This window comes from Corynebacterium lactis RW2-5 (genome assembly GCF_001274895.1).
In the GTDB taxonomy this organism is placed as follows: domain Bacteria; phylum Actinomycetota; class Actinomycetes; order Mycobacteriales; family Mycobacteriaceae; genus Corynebacterium; species Corynebacterium lactis.
The window spans coordinates 1,317,460-1,334,730 of record NZ_CP006841.1 but is presented as its reverse complement, the minus strand read 5'-3'; the positions used below and the strand labels follow the sequence as shown (position 1 = coordinate 1,334,730).

Here is a 17,271-nt window from a genome sequence, read left to right as displayed (position 1 = left end):
TCCCTCTAGCCTTAAGCCAGCTCGGACTCGATAGCTGCGAGCGCTGCCTCAATGCCAGAGGCGTCGGAACCGGAACCCTGCGCCATAGAGGGCTTGCCGCCGCCCTTGCCGCCGACCTTCTCGCCCATCAGCTTGACGAGGTTGCCGGCCTTGACGCCCTTGTCGACCGCCTGATCCGACACAGCGACCACGAACGGGACCTTCTGGCCTCCGTCAGCGATTAGCGCGACGACCGAGGGACGGTCCGCCAGGCGCTTCGACAGATCCGTAGCAAGGGAACGAATGTCCTTCATGCCGGTGCCCGCCGGGAGGTTGAGGCCGAGGTAGGTCACATCACCAATCGTGCGAGCGCTGTCAAGGTGCGAAGCCGCATTGGCCAGCAGCTGTCCGGCCTTCAAGTCGGCGAGCTGCTTCTCGGCAGCCTTGAGCTTGTCGGCCAGAGCCGCAATGCGATCCGGCAACTCCGCGGACGGGGCCTTGAACTCCGTCGCCAGGCGCTCAGCGAGCAGACGCTCGGTAGTCAGGTAGCGGAAAGAATCCAAGCCCGAGTAGGCCTCAATTCGACGGACACCGGAGCCTACCGACGCCTCTCCCAGCACCGAAACAGGTCCGATCTGGGAGGAGTGCGCAACGTGGGTGCCACCGCAGAGCTCCATGGAGAAGGGACCACCAATTTCAACGACACGAACAACGTCGCCGTAGTTCTCGGAGAACAGAGCCATAGCGCCAGCGGCCTTGGCCTCCTCCAGCGGCATCTCCGTGGTATTGACAGCCCAGTCGCGGTCGACAGCCTCGTTGGTAATCTCCTCAATCTGGCGGAGCTGGTCAGCGGTCAGCTGCTCGCCGTACTTGAAGTCAAAGCGCAGGTAGCCCGGCTTGTTCATCGAGCCAGCCTGGGTTGCTGTCTGGCCGAGAACCTCACGCAGCGCTGCGTGAATCAGGTGAGTCGCGGTGTGGGCCTGGCGTGCACCGTGGCGCCACTTCTCATCAACCTGTGCCTCCGCGGCAACGCCAGCGGCGAACTCGCCGGCGGTGACGATGCCCTTATGCAGCCAGAGCTTCTTACCGACCTTCTGGACGTCGTTAATGTCAACGATCGCGCCGTCGGCGGTGACTATGCGGCCGCGGTCGGCCATCTGGCCGCCCGATTCCGCGTAGAGCGGGGTGCGGTCGAGAATGAGCTCAACTTCCTCCCCCTCGGAAGCCGAGGACGTCTTCTCTCCTCCAGAGACGATGCCGACCACGGTCGACTCGTCGGCAAGCCGGTCGTATCCAGTGAACACGGTCGGGTTGTTGTCGATGAACTCGCGGTAGACATGGAGGTCGGTGTGAGACTTCTTCTTGGCCTGACTGTCGGCTTTCGCGCGGGCGCGCTGCTCGGCCATCTCCCGGTCGAACTCAGCACGGTCGATGGTCAGACCGGCCTCCTCGGCCATCTCGATGGTCAGGTCAATTGGGAAGCCGTGGGTGTCATGCAAGGTGAAGGCGTCGTGGCCGGAGAGAATCGTCTTGCCTTCGGACTTAGCCTTGGTGGCGGCCTGGGCGAAGAGTTCCTCGCCGGCTGCCAGGGTCTTGGTGAAGGCCTTCTCCTCGGCGACAGCGACGCGACGGATACGCTCCCAGTTGTCGGCAATCTCCGGGTAGGACGGGGTCATGGTTTCCGCGGCGACGCCAATCAGTCGGTCGAGGACCTCCCCCTTGGCGCCCAGCAAGCGGGCCGAGCGGACGATGCGGCGCAGCAGGCGGCGCAGGATGTAGCCGCGGTCAGAGTTCGACGGAGTCACGCCGTCGAGCATCAGCATCAGGCCTGTGCGCGAGTGGTCCGCAATGACACGGAAGCGGATGTCATCAGCGTGGTTGGCGTTGTATGTAGAACCGGTGAGCTCCTCCGCCGCGTTGATGACCGGGCGAAGCAGGTCGGTCTCATAGACGTTATCGACGCCCTGGAGCAGGAAAGCCACGCGCTCGATTCCCATACCGGTGTCGATGTTTTGCTTCGGCAGTGGGCCGAGAATCTCGAAAGAGTCTTTGCCTGTGCCCTCTCCCCGCTCATTCTGCATAAAGACGAGGTTCCAAATCTCGATGTAACGGTCCTCGTCCGCCTCCGGGCCGCCGTCAACGCCGTATTCCGGGCCGCGGTCGTAGAAGATCTCGGAGCAGGGGCCACAGGGGCCGGGCACGCCCATGGACCAGTAGTTGTCCGCCATGCCGCGGCGCTGGATGTGGTCCTCGGGAACGCCGACCTTGTTCGCCCAGATGTCGTGGGCCTCGTCGTCATCAAGGTATACAGTGACCCAGAGCTTCTCCGCCGGGATACCGAAACCGCCGTCCTCGATGGAGCCGGTCAGCAGCGACCAGGCGTGCTTAATGGCGCCTTCCTTGAAGTAGTCACCGAAGGAGAAATTGCCAGCCATCTGGAAGAACGTGTTGTGGCGAGTTGTGATACCCACCTCTTCGATGTCGAGGGTGCGCACGCACTTCTGAATCGACGTGGCAGTGTTGAACTCCGGAGTCTGGTGGCCCAGGAAGTATGGCTTGAACGGAACCATACCCGCGTTGACGAACAACAGGTTCGGGTCATCCAAAACGAGCGATGCGCTGGGGACCTCGGTGTGCCCCGCCTTCACGAAATGCTGGATGAAGCGATTTCGAATCTCATGAGTCTGCACGGTGTTCTAATTCCTCGTTTCACGTCGAGCGTCCGAGATGTTTGTACAAAACTAGCAGTCTACCTGTTAGAGTCCACCATGCTTAAAACCGACCCGCCGACCAGAAGCCCCGCTTACCGACGCTTTCCTCTCACGATGCGGCGAATCTTTGCGAGGTAGTCGGCCATACCCTTTTCCCTACCGTGGTTGGACGGAGTGAAGTAATCAACTTCCTGCAGGCCGTCCGGAGCGTACTGCTGCGGCACAACGCCGATTGGGTCATTGTGCGGATACACGTAATCCACTGCGTGTCCCAGGTCCTTCGCCCCGCTGTAGTGACCATCCCGCAGGTGCGGCGGGACGGGCGCGGTTTTGCCCTGTCGGATGTCGGCAAGAGCGGCATCGATTGCGGCGATTACCGAATTCGACTTCGGTGCAGTGGCGAGGTGAATGACTGCCTGCGCCAGCGTGAGCCGCGCCTCCGGCATACCGATTAACGCCACCGCTTGTGCCGCTGCTACCGCGGTTTGCAGGGCGGTAGGGTCGGCCATGCCGATGTCCTCGCTCGCAAGAATCACGATGCGACGCGCGATGAACCGAGGATCCTCGCCGCCTTCAATCATGCGAGCGAGATAGTGCAGCGCCGCGTCCACGTCAGACCCGCGAACAGACTTGATAAAAGCGCTGGTGACGTCGTAGTGCTGATCGCCATCGCGGTCGTACCTAACCACGGCGCGGTTGATAGACGTTGCCAGAGTTTCGACACTAATCTCCTCGCCGTCAGCGACAGCCTCAGCTGCGGCCTCCAGATAAGTCAGCGAGCGCCGGGCATCCCCTCCCGCCAGCGCAATCAGCTGGTCGCGGGCGTCCGAAGCAATATTTACGCGACCGGCCAGGCCCCTGTCATCCGCGATGGCCCTGTCGATGACTTCGCCGATTGCGGCGTCGTCAAGCGGGCGGAGCTGCAGCAGGAGAGAACGACTCAGCAGAGGTGAGACGACCGAAAAGGACGGATTCTCGGTAGTTGCAGCGACCAGAAGAACCGTGCGATTCTCGACGGCCCCGAGCAACGCATCCTGCTGGGTTTTGGAAAACCGGTGCACCTCGTCGATAAACAAGACGGTCTGGATACCCTCGCGCACGAGGGTCTTGCGAGCAGTGTCAATCACCGCTCGAACCTCTTTGACGCCGGCGTTGAGCGCGGAGAGAGCCTCGAAACGGCGGCCCGTGGCGGAGGAAATAAGGCTCGCAAGAGTCGTCTTACCGGTGCCGGGAGGACCGAAAAGGATCACCGAGGTGTCGCCTCCGCCCTCGACGAGCCTCCGCAACGGCGTTCCCTGCCCCAGCAGATGCGACTGACCGACGACCTCGTCGAGATTGCGGGGGCGCATTCGAACCGCCAGGGGCGCGTGCGCGCCCGGATGAAAGTAGGTGTCGGCCGCGGCCTGCCCACCAGAGGGGGATTCGCTCCCCGGAGCATTTGGGTCAGGCTGGTCGAAAAGGCCGGGCGTTGCTGAGGTGGGGTCGTCGGCGGGCATTTTACTGGGCGAGCTCTTCCCCTGACTCGAGGTAAGCGATGACTTTGATGGCGAAGTCACGCAATTGATCGGCACGTTCGTCTTCACAGTGCTCGGCGAACTCCGCTACTGCACGGGCGGTATTAGCCATGTCCCGCAAGACCAGCGCAGGACCACCGACCGTGGGCTCCTCGTTCGCCGCAGTTTCACTGTCGAAGGAAAGGGCGCGCTCGGGAGAACCGAAGTAGGCAATCGTCGCCGAGATGAACAGCCAGCCAACAAGAGCCGCTGCGATGAAGGCTAAAAGCCGGCGTTCGTCAGTGGCGCGGTACCAGTGATCGCGAATCTCCTCGGTCCATGACCGGATGAAGGCCTCGACCTCGGCGCGCGACGGTCGCGTTACGAACACATGCAGCGGAAAGCCCGCTACAACGCTCGCGACGTCGAAGAGTACATCCCGGTAACCGGCCCAGTCGTAGTCGAGGAATTGGACCTTATCCGCCATCAGGATGTTGTCGGGGGCCAAATCGAATGGGGTAAACGCACGATGAGTGCCCTTTTCGATACGGCGGGCGGCATCACCGGCGAAAGATCTCACGGCATCCGGAACCTCCAGCCCCGAGCCTTCGAACGCCCGAATGCCGAAACGGATTGCGGAAACGATGCCGCGATCGCGGGCGTAAATCGACTCCCGCTCTACCCCGCCTTTAGCCCAAACCCGACGGCGCAGAGTTTCAAACCCATCCTCGCGGTGATGAGTCTGAATATGCATCTTGCCCAGCGCCGCCCCGAGTGCGCGGAAGGAACGCAGCCGCTGCTCCTCATCACCGTTGGCGAGGATGTCGGCAAGCGTATCGACTACCCCGCTATCGCTCAGCACAAGTAGCCGCTGCGAAATGTCGTAGGCGAGAAGCTCGGGTCCAGGCCGCGCTTCGTCCGGAAGGGTGTTCGCGAACTGGTAAGCGACCACTTCACGCAGCATGGCGGGCTCACTGCCCTCACCAGTCTTGGCAATCCGCTTGACGACGATTGACCTGTGCGGCAGAAAGGGGTTTACCCCAACGCGAACCCTTACCACGAGGGCGTCGGACTGACCGCTGAGGATCTCCGGGTCGGAGAGAACGGGTTGGCCGCCGAAACGGGCGGAAATGAGTTCCGCCGCCGCGGAGACGACCTCGGCAACTGCCTCCTCAGCAGTTTCATCCGGGTAGGTCATTGGATGCCCTTCCAATTTTCGGGGTTACTTCGGCTCTGCCTTCTGATTTGCCTTCTGATCGCCCTTTGCCGCTGCAGCCTTCGGCTTGAAGTCGATGCCGGTCTCCTTACGCTGCTGCGCGGTGATCGGGGTCGGAGCGTCGGTCAGTGGATCGACGCCGCCGCCGGACTTCGGGAAAGCGATAACTTCGCGAATCGACTCGACACCTGCGAGGAGCGAGACGATGCGGTCCCAGCCGAAGGCGATGCCGCCGTGTGGTGGGGCGCCGTACTGGAAGGCGTCGAGGAGGAAGCCGAACTGCTCCTGCGCCTCTTCCTCGCCGATGCCCATCACGTCGAAGACGCGCTTTTGAACATCCTGGCGGTGGATACGAATCGAGCCGCCACCGATCTCGTTGCCGTTACAGACGATGTCATACGCGTAGGCCAGGGCGCTTCCCGGATCCTTGTCGAAGGTGTCGAGGTGCTCCGGCTTCGGCGAGGTGAATGCGTGGTGGACTGCGGTCCACGCCGAGTGGCCCAGCGCCACGTCACCCGAGGCGGTCGCATCGGCGGCCGGCTCGAACATCGGAGCGTCGACGACCCAAGTAAAGGCCCAGTCGCCTTCCTTGATTAGGTCGAGTTTCTTGGCAATCTCGCCACGGGCTGCGCCTAGAAGGGCGCGGGAAGACTTGGCATCGCCGGCGGCGAAGAAAATGCAGTCGCCCGGCTTAGCACCGACATGGGCTGCAATACCTTCGCGCTCGGCATCGGTGATGTTCTTAGCGACGGGTCCGCCCAGCTCGCCGTCCTCTCCAACCAGGATGTAGGCGAGGCCCTTCGCGCCGCGCTGGCGGGCCCAGTCCTGCCATGCGTCGAGCTGACGACGCGGCTGCGATGCCCCGCCCTCCATCACTACGGCACCGACGTAGTCGTTCTGGAAAACGCGGAAAGTGGTGTCCTTGAAGAAATCCGTGCACTCAACAAGCGGGATGTCGAAGCGAAGGTCCGGCTTGTCCGAACCGTACTTCTCCATGGCCTCCTTGAAGGTCATGCGCGGAATCGGAGTCGAGACGGTAACGCCCGCCTCTGCGAAAATTGCGACCAGAATCTCCTCGGCCAGGGCGATGATGTCCTCCTGGTCCACGAAGCTCATCTCGACATCGAGCTGGGTGAACTCCGGCTGACGGTCAGCGCGGAAGTCCTCGTCGCGGTAGCAGCGCGCAATCTGGTAGTAGCGCTCCATACCGGCGACCATCAGCAGCTGCTTAAACAGCTGCGGGGACTGCGGCAAAGCGTAGAAGGTACCCGGCTTCAGGCGAGCCGGAACGACGAAGTCGCGAGCGCCTTCCGGGGTCGAACGAGTAAGAGTCGGCGTCTCAATTTCGGTGAAGTCGTGGCTGTCCAGAACCTTGCGCGCAGCACGGTTGACGGCAGCGCGCAGGCGCATAATCTTCGCCGGCCCCTCGCGGCGCAGATCCAGGTAGCGGTACTTCAGGCGGGCTTCCTCGCCCACCTTGCCGGAAGAAGAAACGTCCTCGAGCTGGAAAGGCAGCGCTGCGGACTCGTTCAGGATGGTCAGCTCAGTGACATTGACCTCAATCTCACCGGACGCGAGGTTCGGGTTCTCGGAGCCCTCCGGGCGCTTTTCGACAACACCGGTGACCTGGATGCAGTACTCGCTGCGCAGGTGGTGCGCGCGCTCCGCGACCTCGCTATTGCGGAATACGACCTGTGCGAGACCCGAGCGGTCACGCATATCGATGAAGATGACGCCACCGTGATCACGGCGACGCGCCACCCAACCGGTCAGGGTTACTGTGCTGCCTGCGAGGTCAGCGCGGAGATCTCCGGCAAGATGCGTACGAAGCACTGCGAATTGATCCTTCCAATAGGTCTTCAAGCTCCGGCCGCGGACCTGGTGTGCCAACGGCCAAGGATTTGTGTGGGGCTAGTCCTTTCCAGGAAGTCCCTAATGTTTCGTCAAAGCAGTCTACCCTGTCGTCGACCGTCAATGAACACGAGGTGCTTTATGGCTCAAGGCTTAGTGAGCCCAACCCCACGCCGATGCTTCATTACGCAGATATGCAACCTGTGAGATGGAATAATCGCTGTTATGACCTTCAGGAATGACTTTGAAAAGACTGAGGCGCGCGCGGAGCGTCGCGGAGGCGGCGGGCGCACCATCGCTCTTGGCGGGGGAGGCCTCGGAAGTATCGTGCTTATCGGACTCTACCTCCTGCTCGGAGGAGACCCTGGCCAGCTCAACCAGCTCACGCGTGGCGACAGCAGCCAGGGCGCAATCGAGCAGTCGCAGACTCAAGACAACTGCAAAACTGGCGAGGACGCGAACAACAGCGTCGATTGCCGTATCGAATTTACCGGCATTTCCCTCGACCGCGTCTGGCAAGACCAACTAGCCAACCAGGCCGGTATCGAATACACCCGGCCAAAGATAGTCCTCTTCTCCGGCGGCACGAGTACGGGCTGTGGCACCGCCTCCTCTTCCACCGGCCCGTTCTACTGTCCTGCCGACGAAACCGCCTATTTCGATGCGACATTCTTCGACACTCTGGCACAGATGGGTGGCGGCTCCGGTCCGCTGGCACAAGAGTACGTAGTAGCTCACGAGTTCGGCCACCACATCCAGAAGCTGGAGGGCACACTCGGCCGTATCGACTACAACAATCCCGGCCCGGAATCCGATGCCGTGAAGCTCGAGCTGCAAGCCGACTGCTACGCCGGCATTTGGGCCCACTACGCGGACGAGGGCCCAGACCGCATTCTCGAACCGCTTTCCGACGAGCAGGTCTCCGACGCCCTCGAAACAACCCGGGCTATCGGCGATGACACCATCCAGAAGCACAACGGCGGCGACATCCAGCCCGACCTGTGGACTCACGGTTCTTCAGAGGACCGCATGAACTCGTTCCTCGCCGGCTACAAGTCCGGACAGATGGCCCAGTGCGACACTCTCGACCGCGGCGTGTACCGCTAGAGCACACGCAGACTAGAAGGTAACCTTGCGCGCTATGACGATTAGTGCGCTGAATCTTTTCAGTATCGGCATCGGGCCGTCCTCCTCCCACACCGTCGGCCCGATGAGGGCTGCGGGGGCTTTCGTCCATAAACATGCGCCCACCAGCGGCCGCATTGTTCTGCGAGGGTCGCTTGCCGCTACCGGCCGGGGCCACGGCACCGACCGAGCCGTGGTCCTGGGCCTTGCAGGATACGAACCGGCATCCGTCGACCCCGAAGCGCTCTTCCCTCCTGGCGCCGCCATTCCAGTTTCCGGATCAGTGGACGCGCCCAACGGACAACTTGAATACAGCATAGAATTCGATGCCACCGCGATGCCGGCACACCCCAACGCGGTGTCCTTTTTCGCCGACGGCTCAGCAGAGCCCACCGAAACGTACTATTCGGTCGGAGGCGGTTTCATCGTCTCTGACACTGAATACCGTCGCGCAGTGGCCAACGCCGACAGTGCGACGGCCGGCCCCGGCGCGCGATTTGCAAACGACGCCGAGGTTGCCGTCCCCTTCCCCTTCACATGCGCCGCCGATTTGGTCGATGTCTGTCAGAGGGAGAATCTGTCTATCGCTGACACGATGCTGGCCAATGAGATCGCGCTCGCTCGCGACAACGACCATTTTTTGGCCGACTCCGCCGCCCGCGACCATATCCACTCCCACCTAGACACCGTCTGGGAAACCATGCAACTGTGCATTGATCGGGGCTTGCATACCGACGGTGTCCTGCCCGGCGGGCTCGGAGTACCTCGGCGGGCGCCAACCGTCGTCGCTAAGCTACGCGAAGCGGCAAGAGAGAGGAACGAAAACACCTTCTCCTCCCTCGATCCACTGCATGCAATGGAGTGGGTCAATGTTTTTGCGCTCGCCGTTAACGAGGAGAATGCGGCGGGAGGACGAGTAGTGACTGCCCCGACTAACGGCGCAGCGGGAATCATCCCAGCGGTGATGCACTATGCCAAGAATTTCCGACCCGGATTCAACCGAGAAGCAGCGAGAAAATTCCTTCTAACCGCGGCGGCCGTGGGAAACATAATCAAGGAAAACGCATCCATTTCAGGGGCAGAGGTCGGCTGCCAAGGCGAGGTGGGATCCGCATCGGCAATGGCTGCCGCCGCCCTGTGCAGCTTCCTCGGCGGGTCAGTGAAGCAAGTAGAAAACGCCGCCGAGATTGCGCTTGAGCACAGCCTGGGGCTCACCTGCGATCCGGTAGGAGGATTGGTTCAAATTCCGTGCATCGAACGCAACGCGATGGCCTCCGTGGGAGCCATTAATGCCGCTCGATTCGCCCTTCTCGGAGATGGCACGCATTCCGTCAGCCTGGACCAGGTCATGAAGACTATGGACGAGACCGGCCGCGATATGCTCAGCAAGTACAAGGAGACTGCAGCCGGCGGGCTCGCAGCGACGCTGGGGCTGCGAGTTAATATGACGGAGTGCTAAGCATAGTAATCGCCCACGCCTAGCTCCCCAAAATTACTGGAGCAGGCCGCGCAATTCTTCTGCGAGATTTTCCAGCGCCACCGCGTGCTGAGCGTGCTCGGTGAGATCCTTGACCTGCACCTGACCTTCGGCGAGTTCGGACTCGCCCAGAACCAGTGCAAAGCGCGCGCCGGCGCGGTCTGCGCCCTTCATCGCGCCCTTTAGTCCCCGGCCTCCATAGGACATGTCGGCGCGAATTCCAGCCTGGCGCAATTTGTTAATCTGAATCGCCATCTCGCGGGCAGCGTCCTCGCCCAGTGCAACGCCGTAGACATCTACACGGCGGCCATCCGAAGCCTGCTTCTGCTCCGCTTCCAAGGCCAGCAACGCGCGGTCGACGCCTAGCCCAAAACCGATACCGGAAAGTTCTTGACCACCGAGTTGCGCCATCAGGCCGTCATAGCGGCCACCGCCACCGATACCGGACTGCGCACCTAGGCCATCGTGCACGAACTCGAAGCAGGTCTTCGTGTAGTAATCGAGGCCGCGAACCATGCGCGGGTTGATGGTGTACTCAACCCCCATGGCATTGAGGAGGCCTGTCACCGTTTCGAAGTGCTCCCTGCTGCTATCGGAAAGGTAGTCCAACATCAGCGGAGCGTCTACGAGCTGTTCCTGAACCTCGGGTCGCTTGTCATCCAATACCCGCAGAGGATTGATGTCCGCGCGGTGCCGGGTCTCTTCGTCTAAATCGAGAGAAAACAGGAACTCTTGCAGCTTCTTGCGGTACTCCGGGCGACAGGTGTTATCGCCGAGGCTGGTCAGCTCCAAGCGAAAACCCGTCAGGCCAATGCCGCGGAAGCAGGCGTCGGCAAGCGCGATAACCTCAGCATCCAGTGCCGGGTCGTCCACGCCAATCGCTTCGACACCCACCTGCTGAAGTTGACGGTAGCGGCCAGCCTGCGGGCGCTCGTAGCGGAAGAAGGGGCCGGCGTAAGAAAGCTTAACGGGGAGCTGGCCGCGGTCGAGGTTGTGCTCGATAACGGCGCGCATCACACCGGCGGTGCCCTCCGGGCGCAGAGTCACCGAGCGCTCACCGCGATCCGCGAAGGTGTACATCTCCTTGCTGACTACATCAGTAGATTCACCAACGCCGCGCGCAAAGAGACCCGTCTCCTCGAAAATAGGCAGCTCAATATGCTCGTACCCGGCGAGGCGGGCACGGTGCTGGAAAGAGTTTCGTACCGCCTCGAACTCACGGGAAATCGGCGGTACGTAGTCCGGCACGCCTTTCGGCGCGGAAAAGGGCTTAATCTTCTTGGGCTTCTGGCTCGAGTTCACCCAAACCACCTTACCTGGCCGTCATTTCCACAGCGGTATTCGTCGCCGGTTGCATACCCGATATTGCGCAGCGGGCGCCCACCAACCTTGCCCCCCCTTAATCCAAGTTCTGAAGGAAGGGGTTATTCTTCCGTTCATCCCCAATCGTCGAGGTCGGGCCGTGGCCCGGGAGAATAATGAGTTCATCCGGAAGAGTGAGCACCTTATTCTTCAAAGAAAGACGCATCTGCTCCGGGCTGGACCCCGGTAGGTCCGTTCGCCCCACCGAGCCATTGAAAACAACATCACCGGCAAAGAGAACCTCGTCTCCGCCGTCAAAAGCACGCAGCATGACACAGCCCGGAGAGTGCCCAGGGGCGTGAGACACCGCGAAGTTCAACCCAGCCCACTTGACCTCGTCACCGTCATCAAAAAACTGCGCGTCCCGATACGCTTCCATCGACTCCATGTCGAAGAGGTGACCGAACCAGGAAGCTCCACTTGACGGGTCCGACAACAGGGAATTGTCCGCCTTATGAATCATTACCGGAATATCCCAGTATTTCGCAGCCTCAGCGACGTCACGAATGTGGTCGATATGGCCGTGAGTCAGCAGAATCGCCTCAGGCTTCCAACGCCGCTTCTCCACTTCGGCGCGCACAACGTTAAAGGCACCGAAACCCGGGTCGATGATGACGCACGGGGTTTCAATTCCCTCCATAGCTGCTGTGCCCGTGGCAACGTAGCAGTTTGTCTGAAATGGGCCCGCGGGAAAACCAAAAATCTCCATAGCCCTAAATTGTAGTGCCTGTCATCAAAATTGTGCAGAAACTCCTACGGGAACCACTTTCCCCACTACCGCCTAACGACGGGCATAATAGATGTTTAGTTATTACAGACCCTTCGATCGTGACCGATTGATAGAGACGGAGAAAACAAGTGGCAAATAACGAGCAGAGGCGCAAAGACGCGATGCGCAAGCTGGAGCGGGAACTGTCCCGCCGCGAACGCAACGAGAAGCTAAAGCCGCTGGGCGTAGTCATAACAACCCTGGCGATTCTCTTCGCCATCGGCGGCGGCATCTACCTGCTCACCACTGCAGGCGGCGACGAGTCAACAGAAGCGGACTCTGCTACCGACACTGCAACCCAACCCGTGGCTCTAACTGCTACTCCGGTCAGTGGTGACGCCGCCCCGATGAAACGAGCTGAAGCCCTTCCCGAGACCGTTACTTGCGAGTACCCGAATGATGGCGAGGCCGCGAAGGCAGTCGACAAGCCACGCACCGATAACGTCCCAGCGACCGGCACGAAGACCGTCACTTTGAAGACAAATCAAGGTGACATTCCTATGGAACTCGATCGCTCCCTGTCCCCCTGCGGCGTAAACGCAATCGAAACGATGGCTCAGTCCGGTTACTTCAACGACACCGTGTGCCACCGCGTCACCGGCGGCGGGCTCAATGTGCTGCAGTGTGGCGACCCGACGGGCACCGGCACCGGCGGCCCGGGATTCAAGTTCGCCGGCGAATGGCCGGTCAAGGACTCCGGGTTGGACCAGAATGCTCCGGTCGTCTACCCGAAGGGCTCCATTGCGATGGCAAACCCGGGCGATCCGGATGCCAACGGCAGCCAGTTCTTCCTCAACTGGGCAGACTCCCAGCTGCCCCCGCAGTACACCATCCTAGGTTCCATGACTGAGGAGGGCACGAAGACGGTCGAAGGCATTGCCAAGAACGGCATCGAAGGAGGCGGAACCTCCGACGGCAAGCCCGCTAAGGAAGTTCGTATCCAGACCGCCGAGGTCAAGGCCTAAGGGGCAACAGCGCGATAACGCAGAAGCTCCGTGGCACGAGGAGTTACCTCAGTGCCACGGAGCTTTTAGTTTCAATGCAACCATCGCCCCAAGGGCGAAGGGTTATCGAGACCATGTGGTCGTCGGAAAGCGATTACTGGCCACTGGTAACTCGGTAGACATCAAAAACCCCCTCGATACTGCGCAACACATTGAGGATGTATCCCATCTGCTTAGTGTCCGATACCTCGAAGCTAAAACGCATGACAGCCACGCGGTCATCGGAGGTGTGCGAAGACGTTGCCAGGATCGAGACCTTCTGATCCGAAATCGTGCGCGTAATCTCGGATAGCAGACCATGGCGGTCCAAAGCCTCGATTTGGACGGTTACCATAAACACTGCCCCGGAGGAATCCGTGGCCCAGGAAACCTCGATGATACGTTCGGGCTCCTGGTGCAGCTTCTCAGCATTAGTGCAGTCGGTGCGGTGAACGCTCACGCCACCACCGCGGGTGACAAAGCCGAAGATGTCATCGCCGGGCACAGGGGTGCAACACTTGGCGAGTTTTGCGGCAAGATCTGCATCGCCTGCGACAAGCACTCCCGTTCGGTCACCACGGCGAGAACCCGGACGCGGCTGCATCTTCGACATCGGGGTGCGCTCTACTAGTTGGTCTTCCGCATCCTCTTCGCCCGAGAACTGCGCCACAAGACGGTTGGTCACGTGCCGAGCCGACACCTGCCCCTTGCCGATAGCGGTGTAGAGAGCGTCGACATCGCCATAATGCAGCTCCGAGGCAATCTGCTTAATGGAAGCCGGAGTGAACAGGCGATGCATAGGTAGGCCACCACGTTGGACCTCGGCCGCCAGCGCGTCACGGCCTGCATCAAGGGCTTCCTCGCGGAGTTCCTTCGCAAACCATTGCCGAATCTTCGCTTTCGCGCGAGGAGTCTTGACGAACTTAAGCCAGTCTTTCGAAGGACCAGAGTGCGCGTCTTTAGATGTGAAAATCTCGACTCGATCGCCGGTCTTTAGGTGAGACTCGAGGGCAACCAATTTGCCGTTGACCTTCGCGCCGATACACCTGTGCCCCACCTCAGTATGCACCGCATAGGCGAAGTCCACCGGAGTTGCGTCGGCCGGCAGGGTGATGACGTCACCCTTCGGCGTAAACGCGAAGGTCTCAGTCGAGGCGAGGTCATAGCGCAGGGAGTCGAGGAACTCGTTCGGGTCCGCGGCCTCTCGCTGCCAGTCCAGCAACTGGCGCATCCACGCCATTTGGTCAACCTCTGCGGAATCGCCCTTATGGGAGCCCTTCGTCTCCTTGTAGCGCCAGTGCGCTGCAATTCCGTATTCGGCGTTGTAGTGCATCTCGTGCGTTCGAATCTGCACCTCCAACGGGTTTCCGCCGGGACCGATAACAGTGGTGTGAAGTGACTGATACACCCCGAAGCGAGGTGCTGAGATATAGTCCTTGAACCTTCCTGGCATCGGCTTAAACAGTGAGTGGACCGCGCCCATCGCTGCGTAGCAGTCCTTTGTGGTGTCCACCAGAATACGCAGGCCGACAAGATCGAAAATCTCGTCGAACTCGTGACCACGGACAATCATTTTCTGGTAAATCGACCAATAATGCTTCGGGCGTCCCTGTACCTCGGCGGCGACATGAGACTCGCGCAGGTCTTTTAGAATCAAATCCGAAACTTCGCGGATATAGCGGTCACGCTGTGGTGCTCGGTCCGCTACCAACCGCACAATTTCGTCATACTTCTTCGGGTACAAGATGGCGAACGAGAGGTCCTCGAGCTCCCACTTGACGCTAGCCATACCCAGGCGGTGAGCAAGGGGTGCGATAACTTCCAAGGTTTCGCGCGCCTTTTTTGCTTGCTTTTCAGGCGGCAGAAAGCGCATGGTTCGCATGTTATGAAGGCGATCGGCGACCTTGATTACCAGAACACGCGGATCCTGGCTCATCGCGATAATCATCTTCCGCACAGTTTCCGCTTCTGCAGCGGAGCCGAGCGCCACCTTGTCCAGTTTCGTTACGCCATCGACCAGGCGTGCTACCTCCGGCCCAAAGTCTCGAGTCAGATCCTCGAGGCTGTAGTCGGTATCCTCCACTGTGTCGTGCAGAAGGGCTGCCACCAGCGTGGTTGTATCCATACCGATCTCGGCTGCAATCGTTGCTACCGCCAACGGATGGGTGATATAGGGCTCACCGGACTTACGGAAGACACCCGCGTGGAGACGTTCTGCGGTGTCATATGCGCGCTGTAAAACAGCGAGGTCGGCCCGCGGATGCACCTGTCGGTGGACAGCCACAAGAGGGTCGAGCACCGGACGAATCTTAGTCCGGTTTCCAGTGAGGCTACGGGCGAGGCGTGCTCCGTAGCGGCGCGCAGAAACGTCAGCCATTATCTGATTCACCCCTTATTGACAATGAAAAGGGGAAGATCGGCCAGCCTCTCACGCGCGCCGAGCCCCTCAACCTCCAATACACAGCACAGTCCAGTGACTTTGGCGCCGGCTGTTTCCAACAGTTTACGGGCTGCACACAGGGTTCCGCCCGTGGCTAGCACGTCATCGACCAGTACTACTTTTCTGTCAGTAAGGTCAATGCCCTCTGCCGGAATCTCCAACGCGGCCTCACCGTATTCGAGTGCGTATGACTCAGTGTGTACGGGCGGCGGCAACTTGCCCTTCTTGCGAATCGCGAGCACGCCGAGCCCCTCTTTGTACGCGACTGCGGACCCGATAAGGAATCCGCGGGCATCCAAGCTGCCAATTAGTTCGGCACCGTATTCCTTCGCCTTCGCTGCGACTTCATCCACGACCAGGGAAAAAGCCTCGGGGTCCGCCAAGGCAGGTGTCAGATCCTCGAAGAGGACACCGTCGACTGGAAAGTCGGGGACGAGGCGAATCTTTTCGGCCAACGCTTCGCGCGCGTTCGCATACGACACTGGGGTAGCTCACTTCCAAATAGGCACAGTGCGGGTATATGTAAAAGATACCCGCACTGTGCCTATTCCCTATAGTTTCCTATATTTTTCCTTAACCCCTGCAACTTCACGAGCTGCAGGTTTGAAGGTTTTTACCCCCGAGGTGACCGCTTATCTAGCGGTTCCCCGGACGCCACGTCAGAGGCCCTTCACCTGCCGAGGAATTCCGCGATGGCTTCGCCGGAGGCTCCGGCGTTGTCACTACCCGCTTAGTATCTCCCTGCGGTACAGCAGGCGTAGCAGTATCAGTTGTCGAAGTTTCGACGCTCTCGGCTACCGCCTGTTCCCCATCCGCACGATCGTCTGCAACTGCGGCGCGCACTCTTGCTACCGCCTCGTCATGCTCGCGGTATTTGCGCTGCTTCGCCTTCAGTGACACAACGAAAGGCGCGGCGAGGAAGATTGACGAGAAGGTGCCCTGGACAATACCAATCAACTGCACGAGCGCAAGATCCTTCAACGTGCCCACACCGAGCAATCCCACTGCGATAATCATCAGTGCCGCAATCGGTAACAGGGTGGAGACGGTCGTGTTAATCGACCTCATAATCGTTTCGTTGACTGCGAGATTCACCAGCTCGCCGTAGGTCTTTCTCGTCGATTGCCGGTATCCAGCTGTATTCTCGTCGACCTTGTCGAAGACCACGACGGTGTCGTAGAGCGAGAAGGACAGCACCGTTAGCAAACCGATGATGGTCGCCGGGGTGACATCGAGTCCAATCAGGGCGTAGATTCCCATGATCACGATGCCGTCGATTAGCAACGAGAAAATCGCCGAGATAGCCATATCGCGTTCGAATCGCACGGCAATGTAGGCGAAGACCAGCGCCAGGAACACAACCGCGGCCAAGAGCATACGGTTCGTAATCGACTCGCCCCAGGACTCCGAAACCGTCGAGTCACCAATCGCGTCCGGTGTCTGAGTGCCCTGCGCGTCGACGGGCTTGAAGGCGTTGTTCAGCGCCACCCGAGCGTTATTGATCTCCTCCTGAGTCAGACGCTCGGATGTGATCTCCAGGATGCGGCCATCGCCGGAGCCGATGATCTGCACCAGCTCCGGAGTTTTACCGGTCGCATCCTTGAACACGTCTTCAGCCTGCGACGTCGTGACCTCGGCCGGAGGCATGGTTATCTTGGTTCCGCCTTCGAAATCGATGCCCAGGCTGAACCCTCGGATCAGCATCGCGGCCAACGCCACGATGATTACTCCGGCCGCAATTTGATACCACTGCTTCCGCTTTCCGACGATATCGATGCCACCGACACCGGTATAGAGGCGACGGAAGAAGGACTTCTTCTCCGCGATGGACTCGCGAGTCTGCGTAACTTGCTTGGTAGTCATCG

Annotated in this window: 12 protein-coding genes; 3 read left to right on the top strand and 9 right to left on the bottom strand. The window is 60.3% G+C overall.

Annotated elements, in window-relative coordinates:
* Positions 1-11: 11 nt before the first annotated feature.
* From alaS to aspS, 4 genes are all read right to left on the bottom strand, one after another.
* Positions 12-2,669 carry an alanine--tRNA ligase gene (alaS, locus tag CLAC_RS05870; RefSeq protein WP_053412101.1) on the bottom strand — a complete coding sequence of 886 codons (2,658 nt, stop codon included), beginning with the start codon at positions 2,667-2,669 and terminating at the stop codon, positions 12-14.
* A 113-nt stretch (positions 2,670-2,782) separates the two neighbouring features.
* A complete protein-coding gene (locus CLAC_RS05865) occupies positions 2,783-4,186 on the bottom strand; it encodes a replication-associated recombination protein A (protein WP_053412100.1) in 1,404 nt (467 codons plus the stop codon).
* Position 4,187: 1 nt separating this feature from the next.
* On the bottom strand, positions 4,188-5,381 hold the full coding sequence (locus CLAC_RS05860; protein ID WP_053412099.1) for a phosphotransferase family protein: 1,194 nt from the start codon (positions 5,379-5,381) through the stop codon (positions 4,188-4,190).
* Positions 5,382-5,405: 24 nt separating this feature from the next.
* A complete protein-coding gene (gene aspS, locus CLAC_RS05855; RefSeq protein WP_053412098.1) occupies positions 5,406-7,232 on the bottom strand; it encodes an aspartate--tRNA ligase in 1,827 nt (608 codons plus the stop codon).
* 243 nt (positions 7,233-7,475) lie between these two features.
* Here aspS and ypfJ point away from each other — a divergent pair, with 243 nt between their 5' ends.
* Together ypfJ and CLAC_RS05845 are read left to right on the top strand one after the other, a co-directional pair.
* Complete coding sequence (gene ypfJ / locus CLAC_RS05850) at positions 7,476-8,357, top strand: KPN_02809 family neutral zinc metallopeptidase (RefSeq protein WP_053412097.1); 882 nt, start codon at positions 7,476-7,478, stop codon at positions 8,355-8,357.
* A 34-nt stretch (positions 8,358-8,391) separates the two neighbouring features.
* Entirely contained in the window at positions 8,392-9,834 is a 1,443-nt protein-coding gene (locus CLAC_RS05845) for an L-serine ammonia-lyase (RefSeq protein WP_053412096.1), read from the top strand.
* A 33-nt stretch (positions 9,835-9,867) separates the two neighbouring features.
* Here CLAC_RS05845 and hisS read toward each other — a convergent pair whose 3' ends face one another.
* The gene (gene hisS / locus CLAC_RS05840; protein WP_053412095.1) at positions 9,868-11,154 is read right to left on the bottom strand and encodes a histidine--tRNA ligase; all 1,287 of its coding nucleotides are present in this window, start codon (positions 11,152-11,154) and stop codon (positions 9,868-9,870) included.
* A gap of 97 nt (positions 11,155-11,251) precedes the next feature.
* Positions 11,252-11,923 carry an MBL fold metallo-hydrolase gene (locus CLAC_RS05835; protein WP_053412094.1) on the bottom strand — a complete coding sequence of 224 codons (672 nt, stop codon included), beginning with the start codon at positions 11,921-11,923 and terminating at the stop codon, positions 11,252-11,254.
* A gap of 149 nt (positions 11,924-12,072) precedes the next feature.
* Here CLAC_RS05835 and CLAC_RS05830 point away from each other — a divergent pair, with 149 nt between their 5' ends.
* A complete protein-coding gene (locus CLAC_RS05830; protein WP_211255380.1) occupies positions 12,073-12,948 on the top strand; it encodes a peptidylprolyl isomerase in 876 nt (291 codons plus the stop codon).
* A 133-nt stretch (positions 12,949-13,081) separates the two neighbouring features.
* On the opposite strand, the gene CLAC_RS05825 is transcribed toward CLAC_RS05830, so the two are convergent.
* The 3 genes from CLAC_RS05825 to secF all read right to left on the bottom strand — a co-directional run bounded on the left by CLAC_RS05825 (position 13,082) and on the right by secF (position 17,269).
* Positions 13,082-15,343: a RelA/SpoT family protein gene (locus CLAC_RS05825; protein ID WP_053412093.1), complete on the bottom strand. Its 2,262-nt coding sequence runs from the start codon at positions 15,341-15,343 to the stop codon at positions 13,082-13,084.
* 8 nt (positions 15,344-15,351) lie between these two features.
* Positions 15,352-15,888, bottom strand: coding sequence for an adenine phosphoribosyltransferase (locus tag CLAC_RS05820; protein WP_053412092.1), 537 nt, complete (start codon positions 15,886-15,888; stop codon positions 15,352-15,354).
* Positions 15,889-16,042: 154 nt separating this feature from the next.
* On the bottom strand, positions 16,043-17,269 hold the full coding sequence (gene secF, locus CLAC_RS05815) for a protein translocase subunit SecF (RefSeq protein ID WP_053412091.1): 1,227 nt from the start codon (positions 17,267-17,269) through the stop codon (positions 16,043-16,045).
* Positions 17,270-17,271 lie beyond the last annotated feature (2 nt).